General features: G+C 70.4%; 17 protein-coding genes. 8 read left to right on the forward strand and 9 right to left on the reverse strand.

The window, feature by feature from the left end; translation table 11 throughout:
- On the reverse strand, nt 1-1,197 hold a 1,197-nt coding region (locus AC08OJ_RS00440), incomplete at its 3' end, for a glycoside hydrolase family 26 protein (RefSeq protein WP_476594814.1).
- Nucleotides 1,198-2,255: 1,058 nt separating this feature from the next.
- Here AC08OJ_RS00440 and AC08OJ_RS00445 point away from each other — a divergent pair.
- The 6 genes from AC08OJ_RS00445 to AC08OJ_RS00470 all read left to right on the forward strand — a co-directional run bounded on the left by AC08OJ_RS00445 (nt 2,256) and on the right by AC08OJ_RS00470 (nt 8,941).
- A complete protein-coding gene (locus AC08OJ_RS00445; protein ID WP_462202737.1) occupies nt 2,256-3,110 on the forward strand; it encodes a glucose-1-phosphate cytidylyltransferase in 855 nt (284 codons plus the stop codon).
- Between the two features lie 20 nt (nt 3,111-3,130).
- Complete coding sequence (locus tag AC08OJ_RS00450) at nt 3,131-4,549, forward strand: DUF4910 domain-containing protein (protein ID WP_476594815.1); 1,419 nt, start codon at nt 3,131-3,133, stop codon at nt 4,547-4,549.
- Nucleotides 4,546-5,328 carry an IspD/TarI family cytidylyltransferase gene (locus tag AC08OJ_RS00455; protein WP_476593092.1) on the forward strand — a complete coding sequence of 261 codons (783 nt, stop codon included), beginning with the start codon at nt 4,546-4,548 and terminating at the stop codon, nt 5,326-5,328. Before AC08OJ_RS00450 ends, AC08OJ_RS00455 begins: the two co-directional genes overlap by 4 nt.
- Nucleotides 5,291-6,214, forward strand: a complete 924-nt coding sequence (locus AC08OJ_RS00460) for a hypothetical protein (RefSeq protein WP_476593091.1) — start codon at nt 5,291-5,293, stop codon at nt 6,212-6,214. The genes AC08OJ_RS00455 and AC08OJ_RS00460 overlap by 38 nt, the downstream gene beginning before the upstream one ends.
- The gene (locus AC08OJ_RS00465) at nt 6,214-7,008 is read left to right on the forward strand and encodes an SDR family oxidoreductase (RefSeq protein WP_462188840.1); all 795 of its coding nucleotides are present in this window, start codon (nt 6,214-6,216) and stop codon (nt 7,006-7,008) included. Before AC08OJ_RS00460 ends, AC08OJ_RS00465 begins: the two co-directional genes overlap by 1 nt.
- Before the next feature lie 574 nt (nt 7,009-7,582).
- Complete coding sequence (locus AC08OJ_RS00470) at nt 7,583-8,941, forward strand: hypothetical protein (protein ID WP_476594816.1); 1,359 nt, start codon at nt 7,583-7,585, stop codon at nt 8,939-8,941.
- 342 nt (nt 8,942-9,283) lie between these two features.
- On the opposite strand, the gene AC08OJ_RS00475 is transcribed toward AC08OJ_RS00470, so the two are convergent.
- From AC08OJ_RS00475 to AC08OJ_RS00505, 7 genes are all read right to left on the reverse strand, one after another.
- Nucleotides 9,284-10,858 carry a Wzz/FepE/Etk N-terminal domain-containing protein gene (locus tag AC08OJ_RS00475; RefSeq protein WP_476593090.1) on the reverse strand — a complete coding sequence of 525 codons (1,575 nt, stop codon included), beginning with the start codon at nt 10,856-10,858 and terminating at the stop codon, nt 9,284-9,286.
- A gap of 236 nt (nt 10,859-11,094) precedes the next feature.
- Nucleotides 11,095-13,236, reverse strand: a complete 2,142-nt coding sequence (locus AC08OJ_RS00480) for a hypothetical protein (RefSeq protein ID WP_476594817.1) — start codon at nt 13,234-13,236, stop codon at nt 11,095-11,097.
- A gap of 186 nt (nt 13,237-13,422) precedes the next feature.
- Complete coding sequence (locus tag AC08OJ_RS00485) at nt 13,423-14,742, reverse strand: methyltransferase domain-containing protein (RefSeq protein ID WP_476593088.1); 1,320 nt, start codon at nt 14,740-14,742, stop codon at nt 13,423-13,425.
- Between the two features lie 595 nt (nt 14,743-15,337).
- Nucleotides 15,338-15,979, reverse strand: coding sequence for a dTDP-4-dehydrorhamnose 3,5-epimerase family protein (locus AC08OJ_RS00490; protein WP_476593484.1), 642 nt, complete (start codon nt 15,977-15,979; stop codon nt 15,338-15,340).
- Entirely contained in the window at nt 15,976-17,004 is a 1,029-nt protein-coding gene (locus AC08OJ_RS00495; RefSeq protein WP_476593483.1) for an NAD-dependent epimerase/dehydratase family protein, read from the reverse strand. The genes AC08OJ_RS00490 and AC08OJ_RS00495 overlap by 4 nt, the downstream gene beginning before the upstream one ends.
- Nucleotides 17,005-17,168: 164 nt before the next feature.
- Nucleotides 17,169-17,759, reverse strand: a complete 591-nt coding sequence (locus AC08OJ_RS00500) for a serine acetyltransferase (protein ID WP_476593482.1) — start codon at nt 17,757-17,759, stop codon at nt 17,169-17,171.
- Nucleotides 17,759-19,882, reverse strand: coding sequence for an HAD-IIIC family phosphatase (locus tag AC08OJ_RS00505; RefSeq protein WP_476594818.1), 2,124 nt, complete (start codon nt 19,880-19,882; stop codon nt 17,759-17,761). Before AC08OJ_RS00505 ends, AC08OJ_RS00500 begins: the two co-directional genes overlap by 1 nt.
- Nucleotides 19,883-20,309: 427 nt before the next feature.
- Between AC08OJ_RS00505 and AC08OJ_RS00510 the strand changes: the two genes are divergently transcribed.
- Complete coding sequence (locus AC08OJ_RS00510; RefSeq protein WP_476594819.1) at nt 20,310-21,668, forward strand: S8 family serine peptidase; 1,359 nt, start codon at nt 20,310-20,312, stop codon at nt 21,666-21,668.
- Nucleotides 21,669-21,715: 47 nt separating this feature from the next.
- Nucleotides 21,716-23,002: a tyrosine--tRNA ligase gene (gene tyrS, locus AC08OJ_RS00515; RefSeq protein WP_476593479.1), complete on the forward strand. Its 1,287-nt coding sequence runs from the start codon at nt 21,716-21,718 to the stop codon at nt 23,000-23,002.
- Between the two features lie 99 nt (nt 23,003-23,101).
- Here the strand turns inward: tyrS and AC08OJ_RS00520 are convergent, their stop codons facing one another.
- On the reverse strand, nt 23,102-24,013 hold the full coding sequence (locus AC08OJ_RS00520; RefSeq protein WP_476594820.1) for a glycosyltransferase family 2 protein: 912 nt from the start codon (nt 24,011-24,013) through the stop codon (nt 23,102-23,104).
- Between the last annotated feature and the right edge of the window lie 127 nt (nt 24,014-24,140).

Below are 24,140 nucleotides of genomic sequence, written 5' to 3' on the forward strand. Positions count from 1 at the left end.
GGGCTGGCTGACCACACCCCACTCCGGCACCGAGAACAGCTTGTGATGGGTCCGCGCAAAGAGGATCACCTGGCAGAGACCGCCGTCCCCGTTGCACTGGTTGTCGAAGTCGGCGTAGGTCGGGCTCGGCGGGTACTGGTCGTAGGTGTCGACCCCGATGACGTCGACGTACTGGTCACCCGGGTAGAGATCGAAGGCGCCAACCGACGTGGTCGAGCCGTGGGCGTTGAGGTTCCAGTCGATGCGGACCCGCGGGCTGGTGGCCTTGATCGCCGACGAGGCGTTGCGGAAGCACTGCACCCACTGCTGCGGGTCCGTGGCCGCCCACGCGAACCACAGCCCGTTGAACTCCCAGCCCAGCCGGACGAACGAGTCGCCCCGCCCCATGCTCACCAGCCAGCGGCCGAACTGCCGCCACTCGGCGTCGTAGCGGCCGGCCGCACAGTCGGCGAGGTTGCCCTTCTCCGGCCCTTGGTCTGGAAAGAGCGGCTGGCTGATGACCCATATGCCAGAGAAGCCGGCGAAGGTCGAGGCGTCGCGCCCGATCCAGGGCTCGACGATCGCCCGCCAGCTGGACCGCTCGGTGTACATGACGACGACGTCGTTGGGCCGGCCACGGAATTCCGCCCAGCGGTTCGCCTGCGCCAACGTGTGCGCGGCGACCCCCGTGGGAAACTCACCGGTCGTGGCGGCCCGCTGTACCCGGGGCGCGGTGACCGGCGGCTGGACCCCCGGTGCGGGCGAGAGGCCGGAGCCCGGCGACCGCGCGGGCGGCGACTGCGGCGGGGGCGGCGTCGGCGGGGCGGACGTCGGGCCGCCGGCCGCTGTGTCCGTGGGGTGTCCTCCGGAGGGCGCCAGAACCCAGGCGGTCAGGGCGGTCAGGGCGAGCACGACCGCGATCGAGACCGCGACGAGCGGGAGACGCGGGATTCGGCCGGCTCGGCCCCCGGGGCGCGCGGTGATCCAACCGGCGACGCGAGATGGACGACCCGGGCCAGGCCCACCGCCGTCGTCCGCCCGAACACGCGCGTCCGGTACCTGCCCGTCCCAGGCTGGGACGTCCCGGGCCGGCACGTCCCAGATCGACCCGTCCCAGGCCGGCACGCCTCGAGCCGGCACGCCCCAGGCCAGGACGTTCGTGTCCGGCGTGTCCAGCCCCTTACCGGCCGGGGCCTGCCGCCCGTGCCAATGGAACACGGTCGTGGTGACACCGTCCGAACGTGCCCGCGCTGGGTCCGCCCGGTCCCCGGCGGGGCCTGTGACCGGGCCGCCACGCGCGTCGCAAGAAGCACCGTTGCGGCGGATGTGGACCAGCTCGGTGGGGAACCCTCGCTGGGGGAACAGAGCATCCGCGTCGTCGTGTCACTTCGGCGACGGCGCAGCGGGAGCAGCCGGGCGTCCAGCCACTCGCCCCGGGACGGGGTCGGCATGCCGGCGCTTCCACCGGCGAGCCGCCGATCGGCCGAACGGGGCGGATCCGCCTCGGAGTGGCGCACCGTGCCGTCCTGGTCCGAGGATGGCGATCCGTCCACCGGCCAGCGGCCGGCCGGAGGGTCATCCGACCAGGAGCGCCCGCGCACCCGCATCACCCCAGTCGTACGTTTCTACCTATAAAGTCATTTTTACTCATGTAACGCAAAAGTACGGTCAAGGGCGGCACTCTCCCCGATCCGGTGACTCGCAACGAGATCCGCCATCACCGTCGACACCTGAGCCGAGACTCGTTCAGTAATCCGAGAGTGATCGCCAAACAGTAACAACCACTGACGAAGTGTGCCTTCGGCGGCCTCGGCTTATCACGCAGTGCAACGATCGACCATCCGTAGGCCAACCCTCCCGCTCCGAGAGAATCGTTCGACAGGCGCACCCGACCCACCGAAACCGTCATCCGGTCCCAGAGTCACCGGAGTCAGGGGAGTCACGGGAGTTACCGGAATCAGACGCATGGGAGGCCCGCGGGGTTGTGGGGTCTATGCCGCACGCGCGGGTTCGTAGGGACACCACCAGCCGGCAAAGGCCCATACGGTACCGTTGCCACGGGATCACGCCCGCACGCACGTTCGCGGGCGAGCAGCGACGTCCTCACCCGCGTGAGAACGCGCCGCCCGCGCAGCCGGACCGCCCGGTGGCTGCCCCCACCGGTCACGACCAGCCGGCCCGCGGGACGGCTGTCCCGGGTCGCCCGGAGCGCATCGCGGTCCCGCGACGACCAGGCCATCGACGCCCATCTGCCCCGAGCGCGTCCGGACCGGGGCATGAGCACGGGAGACGCAACAGCCTTGAGCATCGAGATCGCCCAGACCAGCGAGATTCCCGACGTGGCGGACATCCCCGTCGTGATCCTGTGCGGCGGGATGGGAACCCGGCTGCGGGAAGCCAGCGAGAAACTACCCAAGCCGCTGGTGGACATCGGCGGCAAGCCGGTGCTGTGGCACATCATGAAGACCTACGAGCACTACGGCTTCCGTAAGTTCGTGCTCTGCCTCGGCTACAAGAGCGATCTGATCAAGAACTACTTCCTCGCCTACCGTGCGCAGGTCGCCGACTTCACCCTCACGCTCTCCGACGACCACACCCCCCAGTTCCACAACACCGTGGGCGACGAGGCGTGGGAGGTGACCTTCGCCGAGACGGGCCTACTCACCGGAACCGGAGCCCGGCTGCGCCGGGTCGCCCAGTACCTGACCGGCCCGCGGTTCATGCTGACCTACGGCGACGGAGTCGGTGCCGTCGATATCGGCGCGGTGCTCGCCGACCACCTGGCGTCGGGGCGGATCGGGACGGTCACCGGCGTCCGGCCGTCGAGTCGCTACGGCGAGCTGACCACGGACGGCAACGCCGTCACCCTCTTCGCCGAGAAGCCGCCGCAGACCGGCTGGGTGAGCGGGGGATATTTCGTCTTCGAGCGCGAGTTCATCGACAAGTACCTCGACGACGACCCGGCACTGCTGCTGGAGCGTCATCCGCTGCAGCAGCTGGCCCGGGACGGTCAGCTGACCCTGCACACCCACGACGGATTCTGGATGGGTATGGACACGTTCCGCGACTGGACCGAGCTGAACCAGCTCTGGGATTCCGGTGCCGCGCCTTGGCGTGTCTGGGCCGGCTGAGGTTCCGGACGGGTCCAGCGATGAGCGATTCCTCCCGCGGCTCCGGCAGTCCCGAGCCGAATGGTTCCCCCCTGAGCGGTTCCGACCCCGGCGGCGCAAGCGAGTACGCGGCGACGGCAGGCGCCGACCCGGGTACGTGGCTGCACGACCTGATCGCCACCCTGCTGCCCCCCGCGCGCAGTATCACCGGGGACGGTGTCCGCACGACGCTCGCCACCGTCGCGCGGGCGCTCGGCCCGGAGCCCGCGCTCACGGTGCACGAGGTCCCCAGCGGGACACCGGTCCTGGGCTGGACCGTGCCCCGGGAATGGAACGTCACCTCGGCCCGGTTGACCGGCCCGGACGGCAAGACCATCGTCGACGCCGCTGACAACCCGCTGCACCTGCTGGGGTACAGCACACCGGTCCACGCCCGGCTGTCCCTCGACGAGCTGCGCCCGCACCTGTTCTCGATGCCGGACCGCCCGGACTGGGTGCCCTACCGGACCTCCTACTACACCGAGAACTGGGGCTTCTGCCTGACCGACCGGCAGCTTGCCGCGCTGCCCGACGGCGAGTACGGCGTGGAGATCGACACCACCCTCACCGCGGGGTCGCTGACCTACGGCGAGATCATGCTGCCCGGGACCACGGACGACGAGTTCCTCATCACGACCCACACCTGCCACCCGGCGATGGCGAACGACAACTGCTCGGGCATCGCCACGGCCACCCTGCTGGCCCGCACCCTGGCCAGGCTGCCCCGCCGGCACACCTTCCGGCTGCTGTTCATCCCCGGCACGATCGGATCGATCACCTGGCTCGCGCGCAACCGCGACACCGTCGGGCGCATTCGGCACGGGCTGGTGCTGACCGGCCTGGGTGACCGTTCCGACCCGACCTACAAGCGCAGCCGGCGGGGTGACGCCGTCGTCGACCGGGCCGCGGCCGCGGCGCTCGCCGAGACCGGGCGGCCGCACCGGGCCATCGACTTCTCCCCCTACGGCTACGACGAACGGCAGTTCTGCTCCCCCGGCTTCGACCTGCCCGTCGGCCGGTTCGGGCGCGGCCAGCACGGCGACTATCCGCAATACCACACGTCCGCGGACGACCTCGACTTCGTGACCCCGGAGTCACTGGCCGACTCGTTCGCGATCCTGCTGCGGACGATCGCCATCTGCGAGCGCGACCGCATCTGGCGCAACACCGCCCCCTACGGGGAGCCGCAGCTCGGCCGGCGAGGCCTGTACCGCGCCATCGGGGCCACCATGAACCGCCAGGCGATCGAGATGGGCCTGCTGTGGGTGCTGAACCTGGCCGACGGCACGCGCAGCCTGCTCGACATCGCCGACCGCGCGGACCTGCCGTTCGACACCGTCGCGGCGGCGGCCGACGCCCTGGCGGGCGTCGATCTGCTCAGCGACGTCACCAGCGCCGCGCCCGCGGGAGCCCAGCGGTGACCGACACCGCTGTCGCCGTCACCAACGGCGCGGGGAGCACCGGGAACAGCGGCCCGGTCTGGACGATCGTGCTGGCCGGCGGCGGCGGCACGCGTTTCGGCGGGCCGAAACAGTTCTTCGACCTCGGGGGTGAGCCCCTGCTCGCCCACCCGGTCGCGGCAGCGCGGCCCGCCAGTGACGGCATCGCCGTGGTCGTCCCCGCCGCCCTGATCGGCCACTGGTCACCGCCGGACGGAGTGCGGGTCGTCGCCGGCGGCGCCACCCGGGCCGAGTCCGTCCGGGCGGGGCTGGCGGCCGTGCCCGCGGACGCCGGAATCATCGTGATCACCGACGCCGCCCATCCGCTCGCGACTCCCGCCCTGTACCAGCGGGTCGTCGACGAGGTCCGCGCCGGCGCCGACGCGGCCGTACCCGGGCTCCCGCTCACCGAGGTCGTCAAGGAGATCCACTCGACGGTGATCGACGGCCTCCCCGACGACACCCCCCGGTTGGTCACTGGGGCCTCGCTGCCGCGGGAGACGCACCGGCTCGTGCAGACCCCGCACGCCTTCCGGGCGGACCTGCTGCGCTCCGTGCACGCGGGGGCCCGCGAGGCCGTCGAGGACTCGGCGATGGTCGCCGCGGCCGGCGGCCTAGTCGTGGTCATCCCCGGCGAGCCGGCGAACATCCATGTCACCACGCCGGACGAACTCGCCATGGCCCGGCTGCTTCTCACCCATGTTCGTTCCGAGGGGGAACCTGATGAGTTCGGTACTGGTCGAGTCCACGCTGTCCGATGACGAGCGGCGGGCGAGGCTCTACGCCGGCGAGCTGTTCGTCTACGCGCCCAGGCCCGCGACGCGGGAGTTCGTCGAGTTCAGCCGCGCCCTGATCCGCGAGGCCTTCGGCGATCTCGACCCCGAGACGGCGCAGTACCACATGCCGGTCGAGGACTACGCGGCCCTGCTCGCCGAGCTGAAGCCACGGTTCATCCACCACCCCACCTGCAAGGAGCTGCTGCCGGCGATTCTCGCCGAGCACGGCTGCGACCTGTCGAAGACCTACTTCGACGTGCCCCGGCTGCGGACCTCGACGTCGGACGACTACCTCACCTCGGGCATCGCCTACGCCTTCCACCCACACCGCGACACCTGGTACTCGGCACCGTTCTGCCAGCTCAACTGGTGGATGCCGATCTTCGACATCGTGCCGGAGAACGCCATGGCCTTCCACCCGCGCTACTTCTCCCAGGGCGTGAAGAACGGTTCCCGCGACTACGACTACTACGAGTGGAACGCGAAGAACCGGGCCGACGCCGCGAAGCACATCAAGTCCGACACTCGCAAGCAGCCCAAGCCCGAGGAGGAGGTGGAAATCTTTCCGCAGACCCGGGTGGTCGCCCCCTCCGGCGGAATAATGATCTTCTTGGCGGCCCAGCTGCACTCCTCGGTGCCGAACAACTCCGGCCGCACCCTGTTCAGCATGGACTTCCGCACCGTCCACTTCGACGACGTGGTCAACCACGTCGGAGCGCCAAACGTCGACGCGGAGTGCACCGGCACGACCATGCGGGACTACCTGCGTGGCACCGACCTGAGCCGGATCCCCGAGGACATCTGCCTGACCTACGACACCGCGCCGCCGCGGGAGGACGCGGTACTGGTGTTCTCCCACCAGAACGTCTGATGGCGGCCCCGAACGGATCGGGCGCGGGCGCAGGCGCGGACGGCCCGGCGGCGGACGAGGTTCCGCTCGCCGGGCAGGTCGCTGTGGTGACCGGTGCATCGAGCGGCATCGGCCGGGCCACCGCGCTGCTGCTGGCCTCGGACGGAGCCACCGTCCTCGCGCTTGGGCGCGACCAGACCCGGCTCGACGCCCTCGGCAAGGAGGCAACCGGGCCAGGCACCCTGACGCCGGTGTGCCTCGACCTGACCGACGACGCGGCCGTCGTCGCGTTCACCGCCGAGGTCACGGGCCGCTACGGCCGCGTCGATCATCTGGTGCACAGCGCCGGCGCCTACGGAAGCGCCCGGGTGGACGCCGTGTCGTTGGCCGATCTCGACGCCCAGTACCTCGCGAACGTCCGGGCACCGTACGCGCTCACCCAGCGACTGCTGCCGGCGCTGCGGGTCGCCGGGGCCGACCGCGGCGCCGACATCGTCATCGTCAACTCCACCCAGGGCATCCGGGCCGGCGCGGGCACCAGCGTGTTCGCCGCCACCCAGCACGCCATGCGGGGGTTCGCCGACAGCCTGCGCCAGGAGATCAACGCCGACGGCATCCGGGTGACTACCATCCATCTCGGCCGTACGGCGACCCCGCGGCAGGAGGCGATCTACGCCCGGGAAGGCCGTGAGTACGCGCCCGAGCTACTCGTCCAAGCGGCCGACGTGGCCGATCTCGTCGATTACCTGATCCGACTCCCACCCACCGCGGAGATCACCGAGCTACACCTGCGGCCGGCGAAGAAAAGCTACTGACGCGCTCCCGCTGCGCAACGACTCGGGGCCCGTGGGCGCGCCAGAGCCCACGGGCCCCGAGGCCTAGAAGTCCGCCGACGGCACGATCCCGGCCTCGGGACCAGGACCAGATCCTGCACAACCGCCACAACGGCGATGATGACCGGTCCGAACCCGAGGCAGACCAAAATCGAATATCACCGCGGCGATGACGCCGTCCTGGTACGACAAACGCGCGTCACCGCCAGGCGGGTTCCCGAGCTGGGTCCCTCATGGCGGCACCGATCTACACGGATGCAAACCGATGGCTGTCGGGTTAGACGACCGCTATTATCCACCGCCCGCGCCGGGTTCGAAGAGCCCCCACCAGCTGGCTGCGAGACGTGACGAAGACGCAACCGTGCGCTCCGGAAACGGCACGGAGACCGCCTTGCGAGACGGCACGAGGGCCCCGGATACACTGAACCGCCCGCGCCGTCCGCCCGTCGCGCCAGCTATCCGACGTGCCGACGTGCCGATGGGCTTCCATCGCCGGGCCCCGCCGCCGGGCGCGGCGCCCGGGAGCCCACTGACCAGGAACGGGGGACGGGAACCAGTGGTCACCACCACGCTCACGACCAAGATTCCACGGTCGTGGGTGATCCCGACCCAGGAGGCCGGCAGCGAGAAGTCGGTCAACGACGCCACCCTCCGGATGCTGACGATTCTGCTCTTCTGCGAGATCTTCCTGCAACGGATCGCTTTCCCGGTGGGCAGTTCACAGGTTCAGGTAATCCTGCCGATCACCTATGTCTGCGCAGCCTTGATGCTGCGGCGCGGAGGTCTGACGTACAACTCCGGCCGGGTGACCACCTACCTCGTCGCGATGACGGCATGTTCGGCCTCGGCACTCGTCTCCTTCCTCCAGCAGAACGACGACACGTCCTTCACCTCGTTGTTGCTGCTGCTGGCGACATACGTGCCGTTCCTCTTCGGCCTGCGCGGCGCGGACGCCCGCGCTCTCCTGCCCCGGTTGCTGGACCGTTTTCTGATCATGATCACGGTGCTCGCCGGTCTCGCCCTGTTCCAGTTCGCCATTCAGCTCGTCGGCGTTCCATACACCGACGTCGTCAAGAACGTCGTGCCGCCGCAGTTCCTGATGCAGGGGTTCAACACGTCCTACCCCGTGCAGTATGGCTCGTCACTGTACAAGTCGAACGCCTTCATCTGCCTCGAGGCGTCGTTCTGCTCGCAGTTCCTCGGCTTCGGTATCGTGGTCTGCACACTGCGTAACGGCGGCTGGTGGCGCATGATCATGTTTGTGCTGGCCATCCTGAGCACCGTTTCTGGCACCGGTCTGCTCCTGCTGGCCTGCGCGGGCGTCCTACTGGCCGTTCACAAGGGCGCCCGATTCGCGCTCACCGCCCTGCTCGGGGTGAGCCTCGTGGCGCTGATCATCAGCTTCACCCCGGCGTCGGATATCTTCGCCGCGCGTGCCACGGAGACGTCCTCATCGACGTCTAGCGGCAGCCTGCGCTTCGTCCAGCCGTACCAGCGGACCTGGGACGCGCTCGGCAGCGATCCGATGACGGTGGCGTTCGGCTGGGGGCCCGGGTTCGCCGACCGGGACGCCGCCGCCTTCTACCACCGCACCGGACTGCCGCTGAACTACGCCCTCCTACCCAAGCTGATCCTCGAGTACGGCGTCGTCGGGACCACCGCGTTCATCGGTCTGGTGGTAGCGATGTTCGTACGCGGCTCGCAGTCGTTCGTGCTCTCCGGATCTGTGTTGATCTTCTATAGCGTGCTGTCCGGAGGCCTGCTGGCCCCGGTCGTCACCGGACTCGGCCTCCTGCTCGTCACCTGGTTCACGGTGACCCCAGAGGAGGCCGTCAGGCTCCAAGGGGATCCGGGAGCGTCGTCACCGCCGCTCCCACCGGCTCCCGTGCCGGGCCGGTCCTTCGCCGCGATCTGACCCACGGCACGCGCGCGACCGCACCACATCGCGCGGATGGCGCCGTCCACACAGACCGCCGCCCCACCCGTGCTCGCCGCGCCCGCCGACGGTCGCCGCGGGTCCCCGTGTCGAGCCACCGAAGGATGGACTAACGGTTCCGCTCGCCTCACCATCGCGATGGCCGGCGCTGGGACCGGGACCGGGCATACCACGAGGAGCCGGTACGACAAAAAGCCGGACGGTCAGATTACGCTGACCGCCCGGCTCGTCATACCGGCGTTGCGCCTCCTAGAATCCAGAGCCGTCTAGAATGAATCAGGGAACCTCGGGGCCCCCGGACCCTCGCGGCTACGGGCTGTCCTAACGCTTGCCGGGGCGGGCGTAGCGGTCGGTGGCCTCCGAGTCCACGCCGCCGCCCCGCTTGCTCACCGGAGCCGAGTCCCCCACCGGGGAGTTGGAGGTGATGGTGTCGACCGACGAACGACGCTCCGGGGCCGCCGCGACGGCCCGGCGGATGCCGGTCCGGCCGTCGTGCACGACGCCCACAACTCGCTCGGCGAGCGCCGGCCAGTCCCGCGGCACCTGCTCGAGCTCCTTGAGACTGGTTTCGGTGGAGGTGATGACCACGACGGCGTCGGCCTGGATGGCGGAGGCCGCGGTCATCGGCAGCTCGGCCAACGCCGAGGTGACGAGGATGACGAGGTCGACGACCGGCGCCCGGTCGGCGAGGATCGGGGCGAGGCCACCGGGCCGGGCGGCCCGGGCCGGCGACACTCGGTTGTAGAGGATGTGCCCCCGCCCGGTGCCGGACGAGCGTGCCAGGCAGGTCGGCTCGTGCGCCCAGCGAGGCAGCTCCCCGGAGGTCGCCCGGGGCAGTCCCTCGAGAACTCCCCGCACCTCGGACGACGGCGAGGTGTCCAGGATCAGGACGACGCCCTGATCATCGGACCAGGCCGCGGCCACGGAGGCGACGAGGTCGGCGGTCAGGTCCCCCCGCGACGCCGGGGTGAACGCGACCACCTTGCTCGTCGGGGACATCACCGCGGACATCGCCGAGACCAGGGTCTCGGCCGCGCTGGCGGTGGTCCGTCCCGGCTCCAGGACTGCGATCAGCGGCACGCCCAGGGTGTCGGACGGGTTGTGCGGGTCGAGGATCGTGGGCCGGCGCTGATACATGATCCAGATCGCCGCGATCGAACCGAGCAGCCCGACGATCGCAGCGACCAGCGTGTTACGGAACAGGTTCGGCCCGCTCTGGCCCCCGGCGACGGGCGGCTCGGCCAGTTTGATCGACGTGCTCGCCAGCGCGGAGGCGGTGCGGGCGGTGGCGATCTGCGTGTTGAGGTTCGCGATCTGCGTGTTGCGGACGGTGTTGTCGACGCTCCCGGCAATACCGGCTCCCTGACCCGCGGCGGCCTGCTCCGCCACCAGCCCGTCACGTAGCTTGATCATGGCGCTGATATTCGCCTGGCTGTTGGGGCCGTAAGTCGTCAAGAGCTTGCTGTAGGCATCCTCGGCCGACTTGACCAGCGCGTCCGCCCCCTGCTGGCTCGAGCCCTTCCCCTCGATGACGAAGAAGTAGCCCTCGTCGGACGGCGAGGTGCTGAGCCGGGCGGCGACGTCCACCTCGGGCAGCTTGAGTTCCTTCGCGATCTCCGCGACGGCCGCCGAGGACTGGGCGAACTGCGCCTGGGTCTGCACGAAGCGGGTCGCGTCGACCGAGTTGGCACCGAGCGTGCCCGAATCCGTCGAGAGGAAGACCCGGGCACTCGACCGGTAGGTCGCCGTCTGCGTCTTGGAGTAGGCGGCCGCCAGAGCCGCGAAGATGACCACGACGATGGCGACGACCAGCAGCCGTGGCTGGAGGATACGAAGCAGGGACGGGGCGGAGGGAGCCCGGCTGGTCTCGTTGCCCGCCTGCACGTTGCGACTCATGACGCACCCGCCACGGACTCAGAACGAGCGGACCGGGCCCGCATCCGGATCGGAGTGCCGGTGAGACGACGCAACGACTCCTCCAGCGGGACATGAAGCGAACTCAATGTGGCCCCCCACAGGAGCATCCGGCCCGATTGCCGGACCACGGTCTAGATCTGACGGAGCCGACTTGTGAGCATAGCCGATAGCGGATAGTAAACGGTCTATAGCTATGACTGACGCCGCACGGACGCTCAGGTGCCCCGCCCACCACGCCGCGATCCGGTTCCGCGACCAGGCCGGCGAGGGCCGTGCTCCGGAGCGACATCCACATCCTCGACATCATCCACGGGATCCATTCGATGGTCAGATTCGCCGGCGTTCGACCGTCTCGACCGGCGTGCGTCGCTCATCCCGGCCCGGCGCGGGCGCGGCAACTCTCGTCCTCCCGGCTCCGCCGGGGCGGGAGCAGGCCCGGAGCCGCTCCGCGCCGCCCGCTCCGCGTCCCGTAGCGCGGCCTGCTCCACGTCGTGCTCCCGACCGAGCCGGCGGAGCAGTACAAACCACACCGGTGCAATGGACCAGAAAGCGATGTTATAGCCGACGACCGCGCCCCGCGCGCCCCCGACAAGCAACCCAATGATGGGAAAACCAAACAACATTGGCGCAAAGGCTGCATTGACCCGGAATGTGATCTTAGTTTTTCCGAGTGCGTAGACCATACATGCCGGTCCGACCGCGACCGATGCGGCCAGATAGTGCAGGATTGACAGCCCCAGGATGTTCTTGACGCCATCCCACGAGTCGCCCAACAACACCTGACCGTAACGTTCCGGAAGGAGGTAGAAGATCAGGCTCCACGCCGTGCCAATGGCGAGGACGAGGGCCGAGAGAGCGTAGGCGGCGCGCTCCCGGGCGTGGCGGGTCATGGAGGTCCGCTTGGAGAACTCCGGCAACGCGAAGCTCACGACCCCCACCCCGACCACCGTGGTCGGGGCGAGCAGCGTGCGCGCGCCTTGCAGGGCGCCCACCGTCGCCAGCGAACCCACCGCTCCGATCACCAGCAGCGAGGTCTGCATCGCGCCCTGGACAGTGATGAACTCCGCCGCCAGGTAGGCGGAGTTCGACTTGTTCCTGCGAAGCCATCGAAGGGTCTCGCCGGGCGACGGCCAGAAGCCGGCCTGGGCTATCCCCAGCAGGGCCGCGACGAGAGCCGAGGCCCCCCAGGCGAGCAGCAGCGGCGGGGATGCGGTCACACCGCGGTGGATGAGCAGGAAGATCCCGAGGATCTGGACGACCGCCCAGACGGTGTCGTTGACGAAGGCGCCGAAGGGCTTCCCCATCGCGAAGAAGACATAGCGCCACGCATCCTGCAGCAGCAGGCCGGGCAGCACGAGGCCCATCGCCGACAACGACGACCCGACCGGGCCGCCGAGCAGCAGGCCCAGGCCGACGAACGTGATTCCCACGGCCACGCCGAAGACGAACGACGAGCCGGTGGTGGCGGTGGCCGCCGCCCGGAAGTCACTCCGGGTGACACTCGAGTAGAACATGCTCAGCGGCATGCAGCTCCCGGCACGGACCAGGCCGATGACGATGGAGAACAACGTGTACGCAATACCGAACGCGCCGTACTCGACGTCGCTGACCTGATGGGCAATCAGGAACGAGATCGCGGCGTTCGTCGCACTGGAGACGGCCTGGTCCATCAGCGTCCAGATCGCCTTCGACCTGGCTCCGCCACAGCCGCCGGAACCCTCGCCGCCCGGACCCTCGCCGCCGGTCAGATCGTCCGCCAGGCCCTCGGCCCCGTTAGCGGGCCCCGGCCCGAAGGACGCGGCCGCGGCACGCTCGCCGCCGCCCGCCGCGGCGAGCCTTCGTCGATCGCGGGACCGCGCGGCGCCCGCCCCGGGAGATCGGCCGTCACGCCCGGCGGGGGGCTGCCGCGGAAAGATCTGCGTGCTCTCCGGGTCGGTCTCGTCGGTTCGGCGCGCCCGCCGGTCCGAGCGGCGATGCCGGGGAGCCTGCCCCTCGACCCGATGGAGGAGCTCGGTCTTCTCCGCCCGCAACCGGCGTTGCAGCGCGCTCAGGTCCATCGTGGCGGTGACGACGCCGGGCGGTGGCTCGCCGGCCCCCGGACGGACAGGGGGCGTCACCGGGCGGGATGGCGGCTGGGACAGGTGCGGGTCGCCGACGGGCGGCTGGATCGCGGGCCCGGACGGCCCGGGCCCCGGCCGCGGCGCCGGAGCGGGCTGCGGGCGGACCGGCCCCGTGACCACCTCGAAACCCTCGCCGGGTCGGCGGTCGCCACGGCGTTCGGACCCTTCGCCGGGACGTTCGGTCCGCTCGCCGGGACGCTGCCCGGTCGCCCGCGCGGGGCGCTGCGATCGTGGCACGTACCGGGTCTCGTCAGGGGAACCCTCGGATGGAGAGTCGTCCTCCCCACCCGGGGCTCTCAGGTCCCCGTCGCTGTCCGTCATACCCGCTCTCCCGACCAGCCCGACCGGCTCGGCCAGCCCAGCGAGCAGGGTCCGCACAACCGCGGACGGAAATAACGACGGCCTGAGACCACGATGGGTTGCCTACAGCACTACGGGCCGGGGAACCGGCACGATGAAGGAGCCGCCGCGCGCGGCGTACTCGGCCTGCTGGGCGATGATCTCCTTCTTCACGTTCCACGCGAGCAGCAGCAGGTAGTCAGGCTGCCGCTCCAGCAGGACGGCGGGATCGAGGATCGGCAACCGGGCGCCGGGCAGGTACCGGCCCTGCTTGTGGATGTTGCGATCGACGACGAAATCGAGCAGGTCGGTGCCGATGCCGCTGGAGTTCAGCAGGGTCGCTCCCTTGGCCGCCGCGCCGTAGGCGGCGATGGTCCTACCGTCGGCGCGCAGCGAGCGCAGCAACGCCACCAGCTCGTCCTGCACGGTGCGGACGTCGTCGCCGAAGCTGGCGTACCGGTCGAACGTGTCGAGCCCGGCGGCCCGCTCGGCGTCGAGCACCGCCGCCACCGACTCGGCCGGCTCCGCGGCGGCGGTGTGCTGCATGCTCCACCGCAGGGTGCCGCCGTGCAGCTCGGGGAACTCCTGAACGCCGACGAGCGCGAGGCCGTGCCGGCGCATCAGGACGTCGACCGCGATCGTGGAGAAGTAGCAGAAGTGCTCGTGGTAGACCGTGTCGAACTCGGTGTGGGCCAGCAACGCGCCGACCCCGGGGTTCTCGACGTCGACGAGGCCGCCGTCGGCGAGCAGGATCGAGAAGCCCTCGACGAAGCTGTTGAGGTCCGGGACGTGGGCCATCACGTTGTTCGCGATGATCACATCGGCCTTGCGGCCCTCCGCGACGAGCTGGCGGGCGAGCTCCGCGCCGAAGAACTCCTCGCGGGTCGGCACGCCCGCCTCCCGGGCGGCCGCGGCCGGGCCGGGGGTCGGCTCGATCCCGAGGACCGGGATGCCCCGCTCGACGAACGCCTTCAGCAGGTAGCCGTCGTTGCTGGCGACCTCGACCACCAGGCTGTCCGGCCCGAGGTTGCGGCTCGCGATCAGGTCGATCACGTGCTTCTCCGCGTGGCGGACGAGCATGTCGGAGAACGAGGAGAAGTAGGGATAGTCCTCGTCGAAGATCTCGGACACCGGCAGCTCGTGGGTGAGCTGCACGAGTGCGCAGGCCTCGCAGAAGCCGACCTCAAGCGGGAACGACGGATCGGTCGCGTCGAGGGCGTCGGCGCGCACCAGGCGGTTGGCGATGGGGGTGGACCCCAGGGAGAGGAACAGGCGCGGGGCCGGTCCGCCGCAGGACCGGCAGGCGGTTACCGCCGTGGCGAGGCCGCCGGGAACATCCTGCTTCTGGGTCGCGTCGGCCTCGGCGGTGCCACTACCGCGCTGGGCCGGGGTTGCGGATGACATGCGTTCCCCTAGGTGAGATGTCGACATCGATCTTCACGATCTGGTGGACGGGAATGGCTGTGCCAGCCGGCCGCGAGGCCGAACGACATGATGACCGCCCATCCGACCAGAAGGACGCGACGGTCCCGCGAACGACATGATCTTCGTGAAGCCGGGACGGGCCGCCACGCCGCCGGGCGATCGCCGGCGAAGGCACGGAGGAGAGCGCGAACCCCGGGCGTGCGGGCACCGGTCATCGGCCGGACACCCGCCACCCACCGCCGCAGCGGCGACCGCCGGACGAGCGCTCGTTTCCGTCGGCGAGATGCCACCGCCGGCACCGCCGACGGCAGCCCGATGATTTTCCGGCGAAGATCGGCGGTCACGGGTGCTGCGCACGCCGGGTCATGCTAGCCGGTGGACACCACCCCCCACATGACCCACAGTCGCCGAGAGGAAGCCGTGGCACCACCCTCCGACCACGGGATGCCTCCCCGCGCCTGCCCCCGTTCGCGGGCAACACCCCACGCCCCGCCCACTTTTCCCTGCCAGCATTGATTTTCACTGGTGGAGCGGGGCCCTCGCCCGACGGTTGGCCGAACCGGGGGCGACGGATTCAGGCTGTCGCGCCGACCTCGCCAAATGTGTGAGCTACATCACGCTGAATGCCGGAAGACCCGGGTGGCACGGCGTCGCCGGACGGTCCGGCCTGGCCCCCGGCCGGACCATCGCCGGCCAGCAGCGGCCAGGCACGGTCCTTGTCGGAGATCACCGAGACGGGCAGCGGCCAGACGATGCCCAGCCGCGGGTCGTCGAAGCGCAGCCCACGGTCGTGTCCCGGCGTGAACGGGACGTTCATCTGATAAGTCGCCTCGGTGGAGTCGACGAGCGTCTGGTACCCGTGCGCCAGGCCCGCGTCGATGAACAGCGCCCGATGGTTGTCGGCCGAGAGCTCCACCGCCACGTGCCGCAGATAGGTCGGCGAGTCCGGGCGGGGATCGATGACGACGTCGAGCAGGGCGCCGCGGGTGCAGCGCACCAGCTTGGTCTCCCGCACCGGCTCCCCCGCCCAGTGCATCCCGCGGACGGTGCCCGCGGAGGCGTTGTAGGCCACGCTGCACTGGGCGACGTCGACCGTGAGCCCCGCGGCGGCGAACTCGCCGGCACAGAACGTACGCGCGAACATGCCGCGGGCATCGGAGAACGGCTCGACATCGACGATCATCACCCCGGCGATCGGCGTCGACGTAATGATCATGGGTGGGCCCAGAACAGGTCGGTGTCGAGCTGGCCGGTGCGGATCAGGTACTGAAGCTGCTTGAGCCGGGTGTGCCCGCGGCCGGTAAACGTCTCGTTGTCGAGCTGGATGCGGGTGAAGACGTCGTGCAGCTGCTGGGCGCCCCTGAGCGCGTTCCAGTCGCAGGAGAAGCCGGGCAGGGTGGAGGCGATCTTGTCGAACGACACCCGGTAGCTGCGGTTGTCGCTGCCGTTGTCACCGAAACTCAGCGTGCAGCCGGTGAACACCGTGGCAACCGCGTCCGCGATCTCCTTCACCTGGTAGTTCTGCTCGCTGTCGCCGACGTTGAAGATCTGGTTGTGCACGATGCCGCGCGGTGCGGTCAGCACCAGGCGGATCGCCTTCGCGATGTCGAGCCCGTGGACCAGCGGGCGCCACGGGGTGCCGTCCGAGGTCATCGCGATCTCGCCGGTGGTCCAGGCCACCCCGGCCAGGTTGTTGAGCACGATGTCGAAGCGCTGCCGCGGGGAGGCACCGTAGGCGGTGGCGTTGCGCAGGAAGGTCGGCGAGAAGGTGTCGTCCGCCAGCGGGGCGACGTCACGCTCCACGTAGACCTTGCACTCGGCGTAGGGGGTCTGCGGGTTCACCGGCGAGGCCTCGGTGACGTCCGCACCGGTCGCGACGCCGTAGACGCTGCAGGAGGACATGTAGACGAACCGTTCGACGCCGGCCTGCTTGGCCAGCTTCGCCAGCCGGACCGAGCCGACGTGGTTCACCTTGTACGTCACGTCCGGGGCGAGCGCGCCGAGCGGGTCGTTGGACAGCTCCGCCATGTGCACGACGGCGTCGACCCCCGCGAAGTCCTCGACCGTGAGATGGCGGAGGTCCTTGTCAAGGGTCAACGGGGTCCGGTCGACGCCGCGGTACAGCCAGCTGTACTTGTAGTAGCCGGTGTCCACCCCGATGACCTCGTGGCCATCGCGCAGCAGCTCGGGCGCGAGCAGGCATCCCAGGTACCCCTCCGTGCCCGTCACGAGCACCTTCATCCGCGAGTCCTCCCCATCTCGGCAACGGCACAGGTCGGGTCCAATCGGACACCGGCGTTCCGGCCTCAAACCGTACCGAGTCGATCCCACGAGCCGGTCGCCGACATCCCGCAGTGGCGCGTCGGCGGTCTCAGCGTGCCGGCGGACGCGTCACCCGGACGGTCTCAACGCACCGGCGGGCGCATCACCCGCGCGGGAGCGGCGAAGACGGTCGAGCCCGCCGGCACGTCCGTCATCACGATCGAGCCCGGGCCGATCTTGGCGTCGTCGCCGATGCTGATCGCCCCGATGAGATGGATCCCGGGGGCGAGTTCGACCCGCTTGCCGACCTTCGGCACGTCCCGCGGGTCCGCCGTACCGCTCGCGTAGCCGATGGTCAGGTTGTGCCGCAGGGTGCAGTCGTCCCCGATCACGCAATGCGGCGGGATGAGGATCGCCTGGTGATGGCCGATGTGGACCCGGCGGCCGAGCCGCGCCTGCTCGTCGAGCTCGGCCCCATACAGGTTACGGATGATCATTTTGTTGACCACCTTGTAGAAGACGGTCACGATCCCGCGGACGGGCCGGCTCCGGGTGCGCCGCCACTGCCCGATGCGATAGACGGCGAGCACGTGCAGGCCCGGGTGGGCGAACGATTTGTAGTGCCGGCGCCAGTCCTCCTGCAGGATCTCCCACAGCCCGAGGTCGGAGGCATCCCGGGTGTCCTGATCGCCGGCCGTGCCATCGAAGATCTGCCGCAGTCGCTCCTGCACCATCAGCGGGGCACCTCTTCCGTCTTGCGGTCCCGCAGCCACGGCTGGGGGAGCACCTGGGGGGACAGCCCGGCCACGGCGCCGGACGGCTCGGCCACGACGACCCGGATGAGCCCAGGCGGCAGGTACGGTGACCGCGCATCACGGCTCCAGTACGTCGTCTCCGCAGCCGAGGTGATCCCGTCCGGAGGTGCGGGCACCACCCCGGCTGATCTCCCGGCCGGCAGCGTCACCGGCGCCGGGTCGACCCGCCCTACCCGCTCGAAACCGAGCCGTTCGTAGAGGCCGGCCACCAGAACGTTCTTCGCCGACGGCCGGTAGTGCCCGGTCACGCGGGCGAGGCCGCGGCGGCGGGCCTCGGCGAGAACAAGCGCGGCAACCTCGTCCTCGAGGGTCCGGCCGATCACCCGGCAGCTCATCAGCCAGGTGTCGATGTCCAGCGCGCCCGCCGACTCCACCGCGATGACCACGGCGACCAGACCGTGGTCGGCGAACCGGTCGGCGAGCCGGACACAGAACACCGCCGTGCCGGGGTCGGCGGCCAGCCGCTCGATCTCAGCGGCGCCCCGGCGGCGACCGGTCAGGTTAAACTGGTTGGTCTTGCCGACCAACTGGGCGACCCGCGGCAGGGTCATGTCGTCGAGCGGGACTACGGTGGTGGTCATGTCCAGCCCGCGGTGGAAGTCCTCCAGCGAGGTCGCCGCCGCCGCGGCGGCGGCCGTCTCGGCCCGGGCCCGGTACGCGGCGGTGCGCGCGGCGTCCTCGGCCGTGAGGGCGGTGGCCTCGAAGAAGGGGTAGTCCGCCAGCGCCCGGACGTAGCCGTGCGGATCGGCGGGCAGCGCCACGACGTCCACCTCGGGAACGAGCTGGCGGACGACCTCGCGTTCGGCCGGGTTGTCGTCGACGAAGACCAGCGCGTCGAGGCCGAGGCCGAGCGCGGCGGCGATCCGGCGGATCTGCGTCGGCTTGTCGTCCCAGCAGGCACTGAACACCGCGATGTCATCAAGGCCGAGCCGCATCCCCGGATGACGCTCGAACGCCTCCCGGGCGTCGGCGTCGTTGTTCTTGGAACAGACGGCGAGCACGACCCCGCGGGCCTTCAACTCGGCGACGTACGTCTGGAACGCGGCGAACGCCTCCCCGACGGCGCCGTCGCCGAGCGCGATGCCGGCCAGGCCGTCCTCCCCGAGCACGCCGCCCCACAGGGTGTTGTCGAGGTCGAGGACCAGGCACTTCCGGCTCGTTCCCAGCTGGGCCCCGATCACCGCGGCGGTGTGCCGGGCCAACAGCGGCACCTGCGCGAGCGACACCGCCTGCTTGGACCGGTGCCAGTACCGCGCGTCAAACCAGGCACGCTTGCCCACGTCGGCGGCGAGCCGCTCGCAGTCGACGAAGGCGACCCCGTCGCCCCGCTGGCCGGACACCCGGCCGAGTTCGGCGTTGACCCGCGCGAGCATCGTCGGCCGGGAGCCGGGAACCCGCAGCGCCAGATGGCCGAGCGCGACCTCGCCGGGGATGGCGAAGGTGTGCTGGACGATCCGGGCCCCGCACCGATTTATGATCATGTCCCACAGCGACGTCCAACGCTCGACCTCGGTGGCCACCGCGGCGGCTGGGTCGTCGGCGACCGCCGGCAGGGCGGTCTCCCCAGCGTGCACCGCGAGCACGACGACGTCGGGCCGGAACCGGTAGAGCTCACTCGCGGGGTCCAGGATCTCCTGGCGGTACTGCCCGTAGCCGCATTCGTAGACCTCGACGGCGACCCCGGCTCGCGCCGCGGCCAGCGGCAACAGCGCGGCGAACTGCGATGTCGTGTAACTGCCGAGCACGGCCACCCGCGCGGACCTCGGCAGCGGCGCGACCCGCGGCAGGACGCGGCGCAGCACGCCGGCAACGGCCGACCAGGCACCGAGATCGCTGCCGGCGTCGGTGAGCGCCAGGGCCCACCGCACGGCTCCGGCGTCGTCGCCGACCCGCTCGTGCGCGACGGCGAGATCACGGCACAGCGCCGCGGCCGGGATCTCGCTCGTGGCGGCGCGCGCGGTCAGCTCGGCGATCCGCGGGTGTCCCGGCGGTGACGCGACGCCCTCGCCGACGCCTGTGCCGACGTCCCTTCTATCGGTCATTGCTGCGGCCCCTCCCGGTGCGACTCTTCGCGGCGCCCATACGCACTTTCTCGGCACTCTACCGTCACGTAAGTGTTGATACGCGACGGAGCGGCCATCAGGCCAAGGCGGCAGCCGGGGACGCGAGGAGCGTGCCGCGGTCCGTGGAGGTTGCGCGTCGATCGGGACCGGGACCGGGGAGGCGGTCACCCGGCAGCGGCACGCCCCACCGGGCATCGGCCGTCTCCTGCGCCGTCGAAGGCGCTGAAGCCGGGAAAACCACAGCTGAAGCCGAGAAAACCACGCCGGGCCATCCGGACGAGCTACCTGCTTGGTAACAGTGGTCTGCCTAGACCATGCAATGTGGAAAACTTCCTCAAACAGGGCGCGTAACCGGACACGATCAGCCACGCCCGCCGAGCGGTAGCCCCGGAGGCAGGACCCCCTCATGCACCACCGCGCCATGCTCGGCCTGCTGGTCGGCCTCGCGCTGCTGGTCGGCCTCGTGATGACGACCGCTCCGGCCGGCGCCGTCGTCCCGCCGCACGCGGCCGGGCCCGACCCGGCTCCGATCGCGCCCGCCCGAGGCTCGCAGTGGTACCACGCTGTCCTGGGACTCGCCCAGGCACACCGGATCAGCCAGGGCGCGGGCACGGTGGTGGCCGTCATCGACGGCAGGGTCGACGCCAGCCAGCCCAAGTTGTGGGGTCAGCTGCTTCCCGGTACCGGTATCGGTCCCGGGGCGGCGCGGGACGGTTGGCGCGACAATGATCCGAACGGGCACGGCACCGCCATGGCGGGCATCATCGCCGGTCGCAACGACAACGGCCGGCCCGAGGTCCGCGGCATCGCCCCGGCCGCCAAGATCCTGCCCGTCTCGACCGGCGCCGAGGCGAACTCGGAGAAGGTCGCGATCGGCATCCGCCGGGCGGTCGATCTGGGCGCCGACGTCATCAACCTTTCCCTGGGCTCGGCGGGGGCGGCGACCCCGGACGAGGAGAAGGCGGTCGGCTACGCCCTCGCGCACGACGTGGTGGTGGTCGCCTCGGCGGGGAACGTCGAGTCCGGCGACACCGCGATCAACTCCCCCGCCAGCATCCCGGGAATGGTCGCGGTGACCGGATCGACGGCCGCTGATGGTTTCTGGCGGGAATCGGCCCGCGGGCCGCGGGCCGTCATCGCCGCGCCGGCCCCCGGTATCCGGGCCCCCGTCCCGACCAGGGTCTCCCCGGACGGCCTGGACACCGGGGGCGGTACCTCGAACTCCGCGGCGATCGTCGCGGGCGTTGTCGCCCTCATCCGGGCCGCCCAGCCGGACCTGGACGCACCCAACGTCATCGAGCGGCTCGTCTACACCGCGCGGGATGCGGGCCCTCCTGGCCGCGACGATGAGTTCGGCTTCGGCATCGTCGACCCCGTCGCGGCGCTGACCCGGGCCGTGCCGGTGGTCAGGACCAATCCGCTGCTGTCGGAACCGACGCGCTGGGGGGTGGGCGGACCCGCGCCGGCCGCCGGCCGCATCATGCCCGGCGGGCAGGCCCGGGGATCCGCCGACGACGCGACGACCCACGGGGACGACGCCACGCTCACGAGCACCGGTCCGACGAGCACCGGTCAGATCGGCGCAGCCGGCCCGGGCTCGTCGGAACTCTCGCCACTGGCCTGGGCCGCCGGGCTCGGCATCGCGGCCTCGCTGGGCGTCCTGCTCGGGATCGTGACACATCTGCTGTACGCCTGGCAGCGCGCGGCGCGGGCGGGGCCGGGCCGCACGGGCAGCCGCGTCCGCCCGCACTCCCCTACCGGGTGATCTCGCCGTGACACGGTGGACCGGCGCGCCACTTTTACCATGGGCCCATGACACACGCGCTCCTGGACGAGCTGTCCTGGCGTGGACTCCTCCACGACAGCACCGATCCCGCCGAACTGCGGGAGCACCTCGACAGCGGACGGCGGCGCTGCTACATCGGCTTCGACCCGACGGCCCCCTCGCTGACGATCGGCAACCTGCTGCCGATGACCCTGCTGATCCGGGCCGCACGGGCGGGGATCGGCGCGGTCACCCTGTTCGGCGGTGGCACGGGTCTGATCGGCGACCCGTCGGGCAAGTCGGTGGAACGCAGCCTGCTCACCGCCCAGGAGGTACGGACAAACATGCTCGGACAACAGGAGATCATGGAATCCGTCTTCGCCCGGGCCTTGGACTCCGGCCAGCTCCCGCAGTTCGTCGACAACGCCGACTGGCTCGGCGGACTCGGGATGATCGAATTTTTGCGGGACGTCGGCAAGCACTTCCCCGTCACCGAGATGGTCCGCCGTGACTCGGTGCGCCGGCGGCTGGACGATCCCGATCTCGGCCTGACCTACACCGAGTTCAGCTACTCCCTGCTCCAGGCGTACGACTTCCGCCGCCTGTGCGAGGACCACGGGGTCACCCTCCAGATGGGCGCCTCCGACCAGTGGGGCAACATCGTCGCCGGGATCGACTACGTACGGCGGGTGCTGCGCACCCAGGTACACGGGCTGACCTGCCCGCTGCTGCTGCGTTCGGACGGCACGAAGTTCGGCAAGTCGGAGAAGGGAGCGGTCTGGCTCTCGGCCGACCGCACCTCGCCCTACACCCTGTACCAGTTCGTGATCAATCTGTCTGACGACGAGGCACGCCGGTTCGCCCTGTTCTTCTCGCTCATCGACCGTGAGCCGCTGGAGCGGCTGTTCGCCGAGCACGCCGAGGCTCCGGGCAGGCGAGCGTTGCAGCGTCACCTGGCGCGGGAGATCACCGCACTGGTGCACGGCCAAGCCGCGGTCGACGCGGCCGAGGCGGCGTCGGCAGCGTTGTTCAGCGGGGACGTGAAGGCGATCGGCGCGGATCTGCTCTCCGGCGTCTTCGCCGACGTGCCCACGGTCGAGGAGCCAGCCGCCCGGCTCGAGGAGGACGGCTGGCCGGTCGTCGATCTGCTGATCACCACCGGCCTCGCCAGCAGCAAGCGGGATGCGCGCGAGCACCTGGGCAACCGTGCGGTCCTGGTGAACGGGGAACGGGTCGGCGTGGAAGCCACCGTCGGGACCAAGGATCTGCTGCACGGCTCGGTCATCCTGGTCCGCCGCGGTCGCCGGGAATGGCGGGTAGCCCGCTTCACCTGAGCCCGGGACCACCGAGTTCACTTCCCTACCTGTCCAGAGGGACGAATCGGACAGCCAGCCCGCTGAACAGGCAGGGAACGAACGAGGGAACGGGCGCGGCTACTTGGCCGGCGGCCCGACCAGCAGGCCCTTGATATATGCGGCGTGCTCGTCAGCCACTGCCTTCCTGCCCCGGGCTCGAGAGAGCACCGTACGTCCGGCGTAGCCGGCGACGAGCATCGAGCGCATCACGTTCACCCGGGCCGGCGCATTGTGCTTACGTAGATAACGCACCATGGACGCACCGCGCATCTGCAGCATCCACGTCTTACCGGCCCCGGAACCTCCCGCCCCGTGGGGTACCAGCAGATCGGTGCGCAGCTTCTGCCGCAGCCCCGCCTCACGGATCGCCCGGCCGAGCGCCATGTCCTCGTTGTAGACGTAGAACGTCTCATCGAAGGCACCTAGTTCGAGGAAGGTGGACCGGCGGACCGCCATGCAGGCGCCGGTCAGCCACTCGGGGTTCATCGGGCGGCCCGGTGTCGGCCGGGCGAACAGCGCCGAGCTCGGCGCCACCTTGTGCGCTCCCAGCACGTGCAGCAGCACCCGGCGGGGCGTCGGCTCCCAGCCGCCGTTACCGAGCTCGGGCTTGTCGTCGTGCCCCTTCATGGTGGCCGCGCTGGTCACCAGTTCGGGATCGGCGATGAGGTCGTCGACCAGCGTGTCGATGACCTCCACGGTGGGCCGGCTGTCCGGGTTGCCGAGCACCACGTACTCGTAGCGCGACGAACGGATGCCCATGTTGGCGGCCTTCGCGAATCCCTTGCCGCCGCCGGAGTCAAGGTAACGGCTGTTGGGCCGGCCCGCGATCAGCTCGTCAACGCGGTCGACGCCCTCGGCGTTATCGATGATCACAATCGGCATGTCCAACGGAAGGGTCGCGAAGAGCTGCTCGAGCTGGCCACGGCTGTGAAAACTGACCAGTACCAGCTCGTACTGCCACCTGGACCAGTTGGGCTTCTCGACGGACATGGCGGCACGCTCCTCACTGCGTGTGCTGACGCGCACTCAGGTGGATGTCCACGCCTCGTGCGGTGTTGCGGTCCTGCGGTCCTGCGGTCCTGTACCACACGGTATTCCCGCCCCAGGGCGGGATGGT

The sequence above is a fragment of the Frankia sp. CgKIO3 genome (assembly GCF_977946435.1).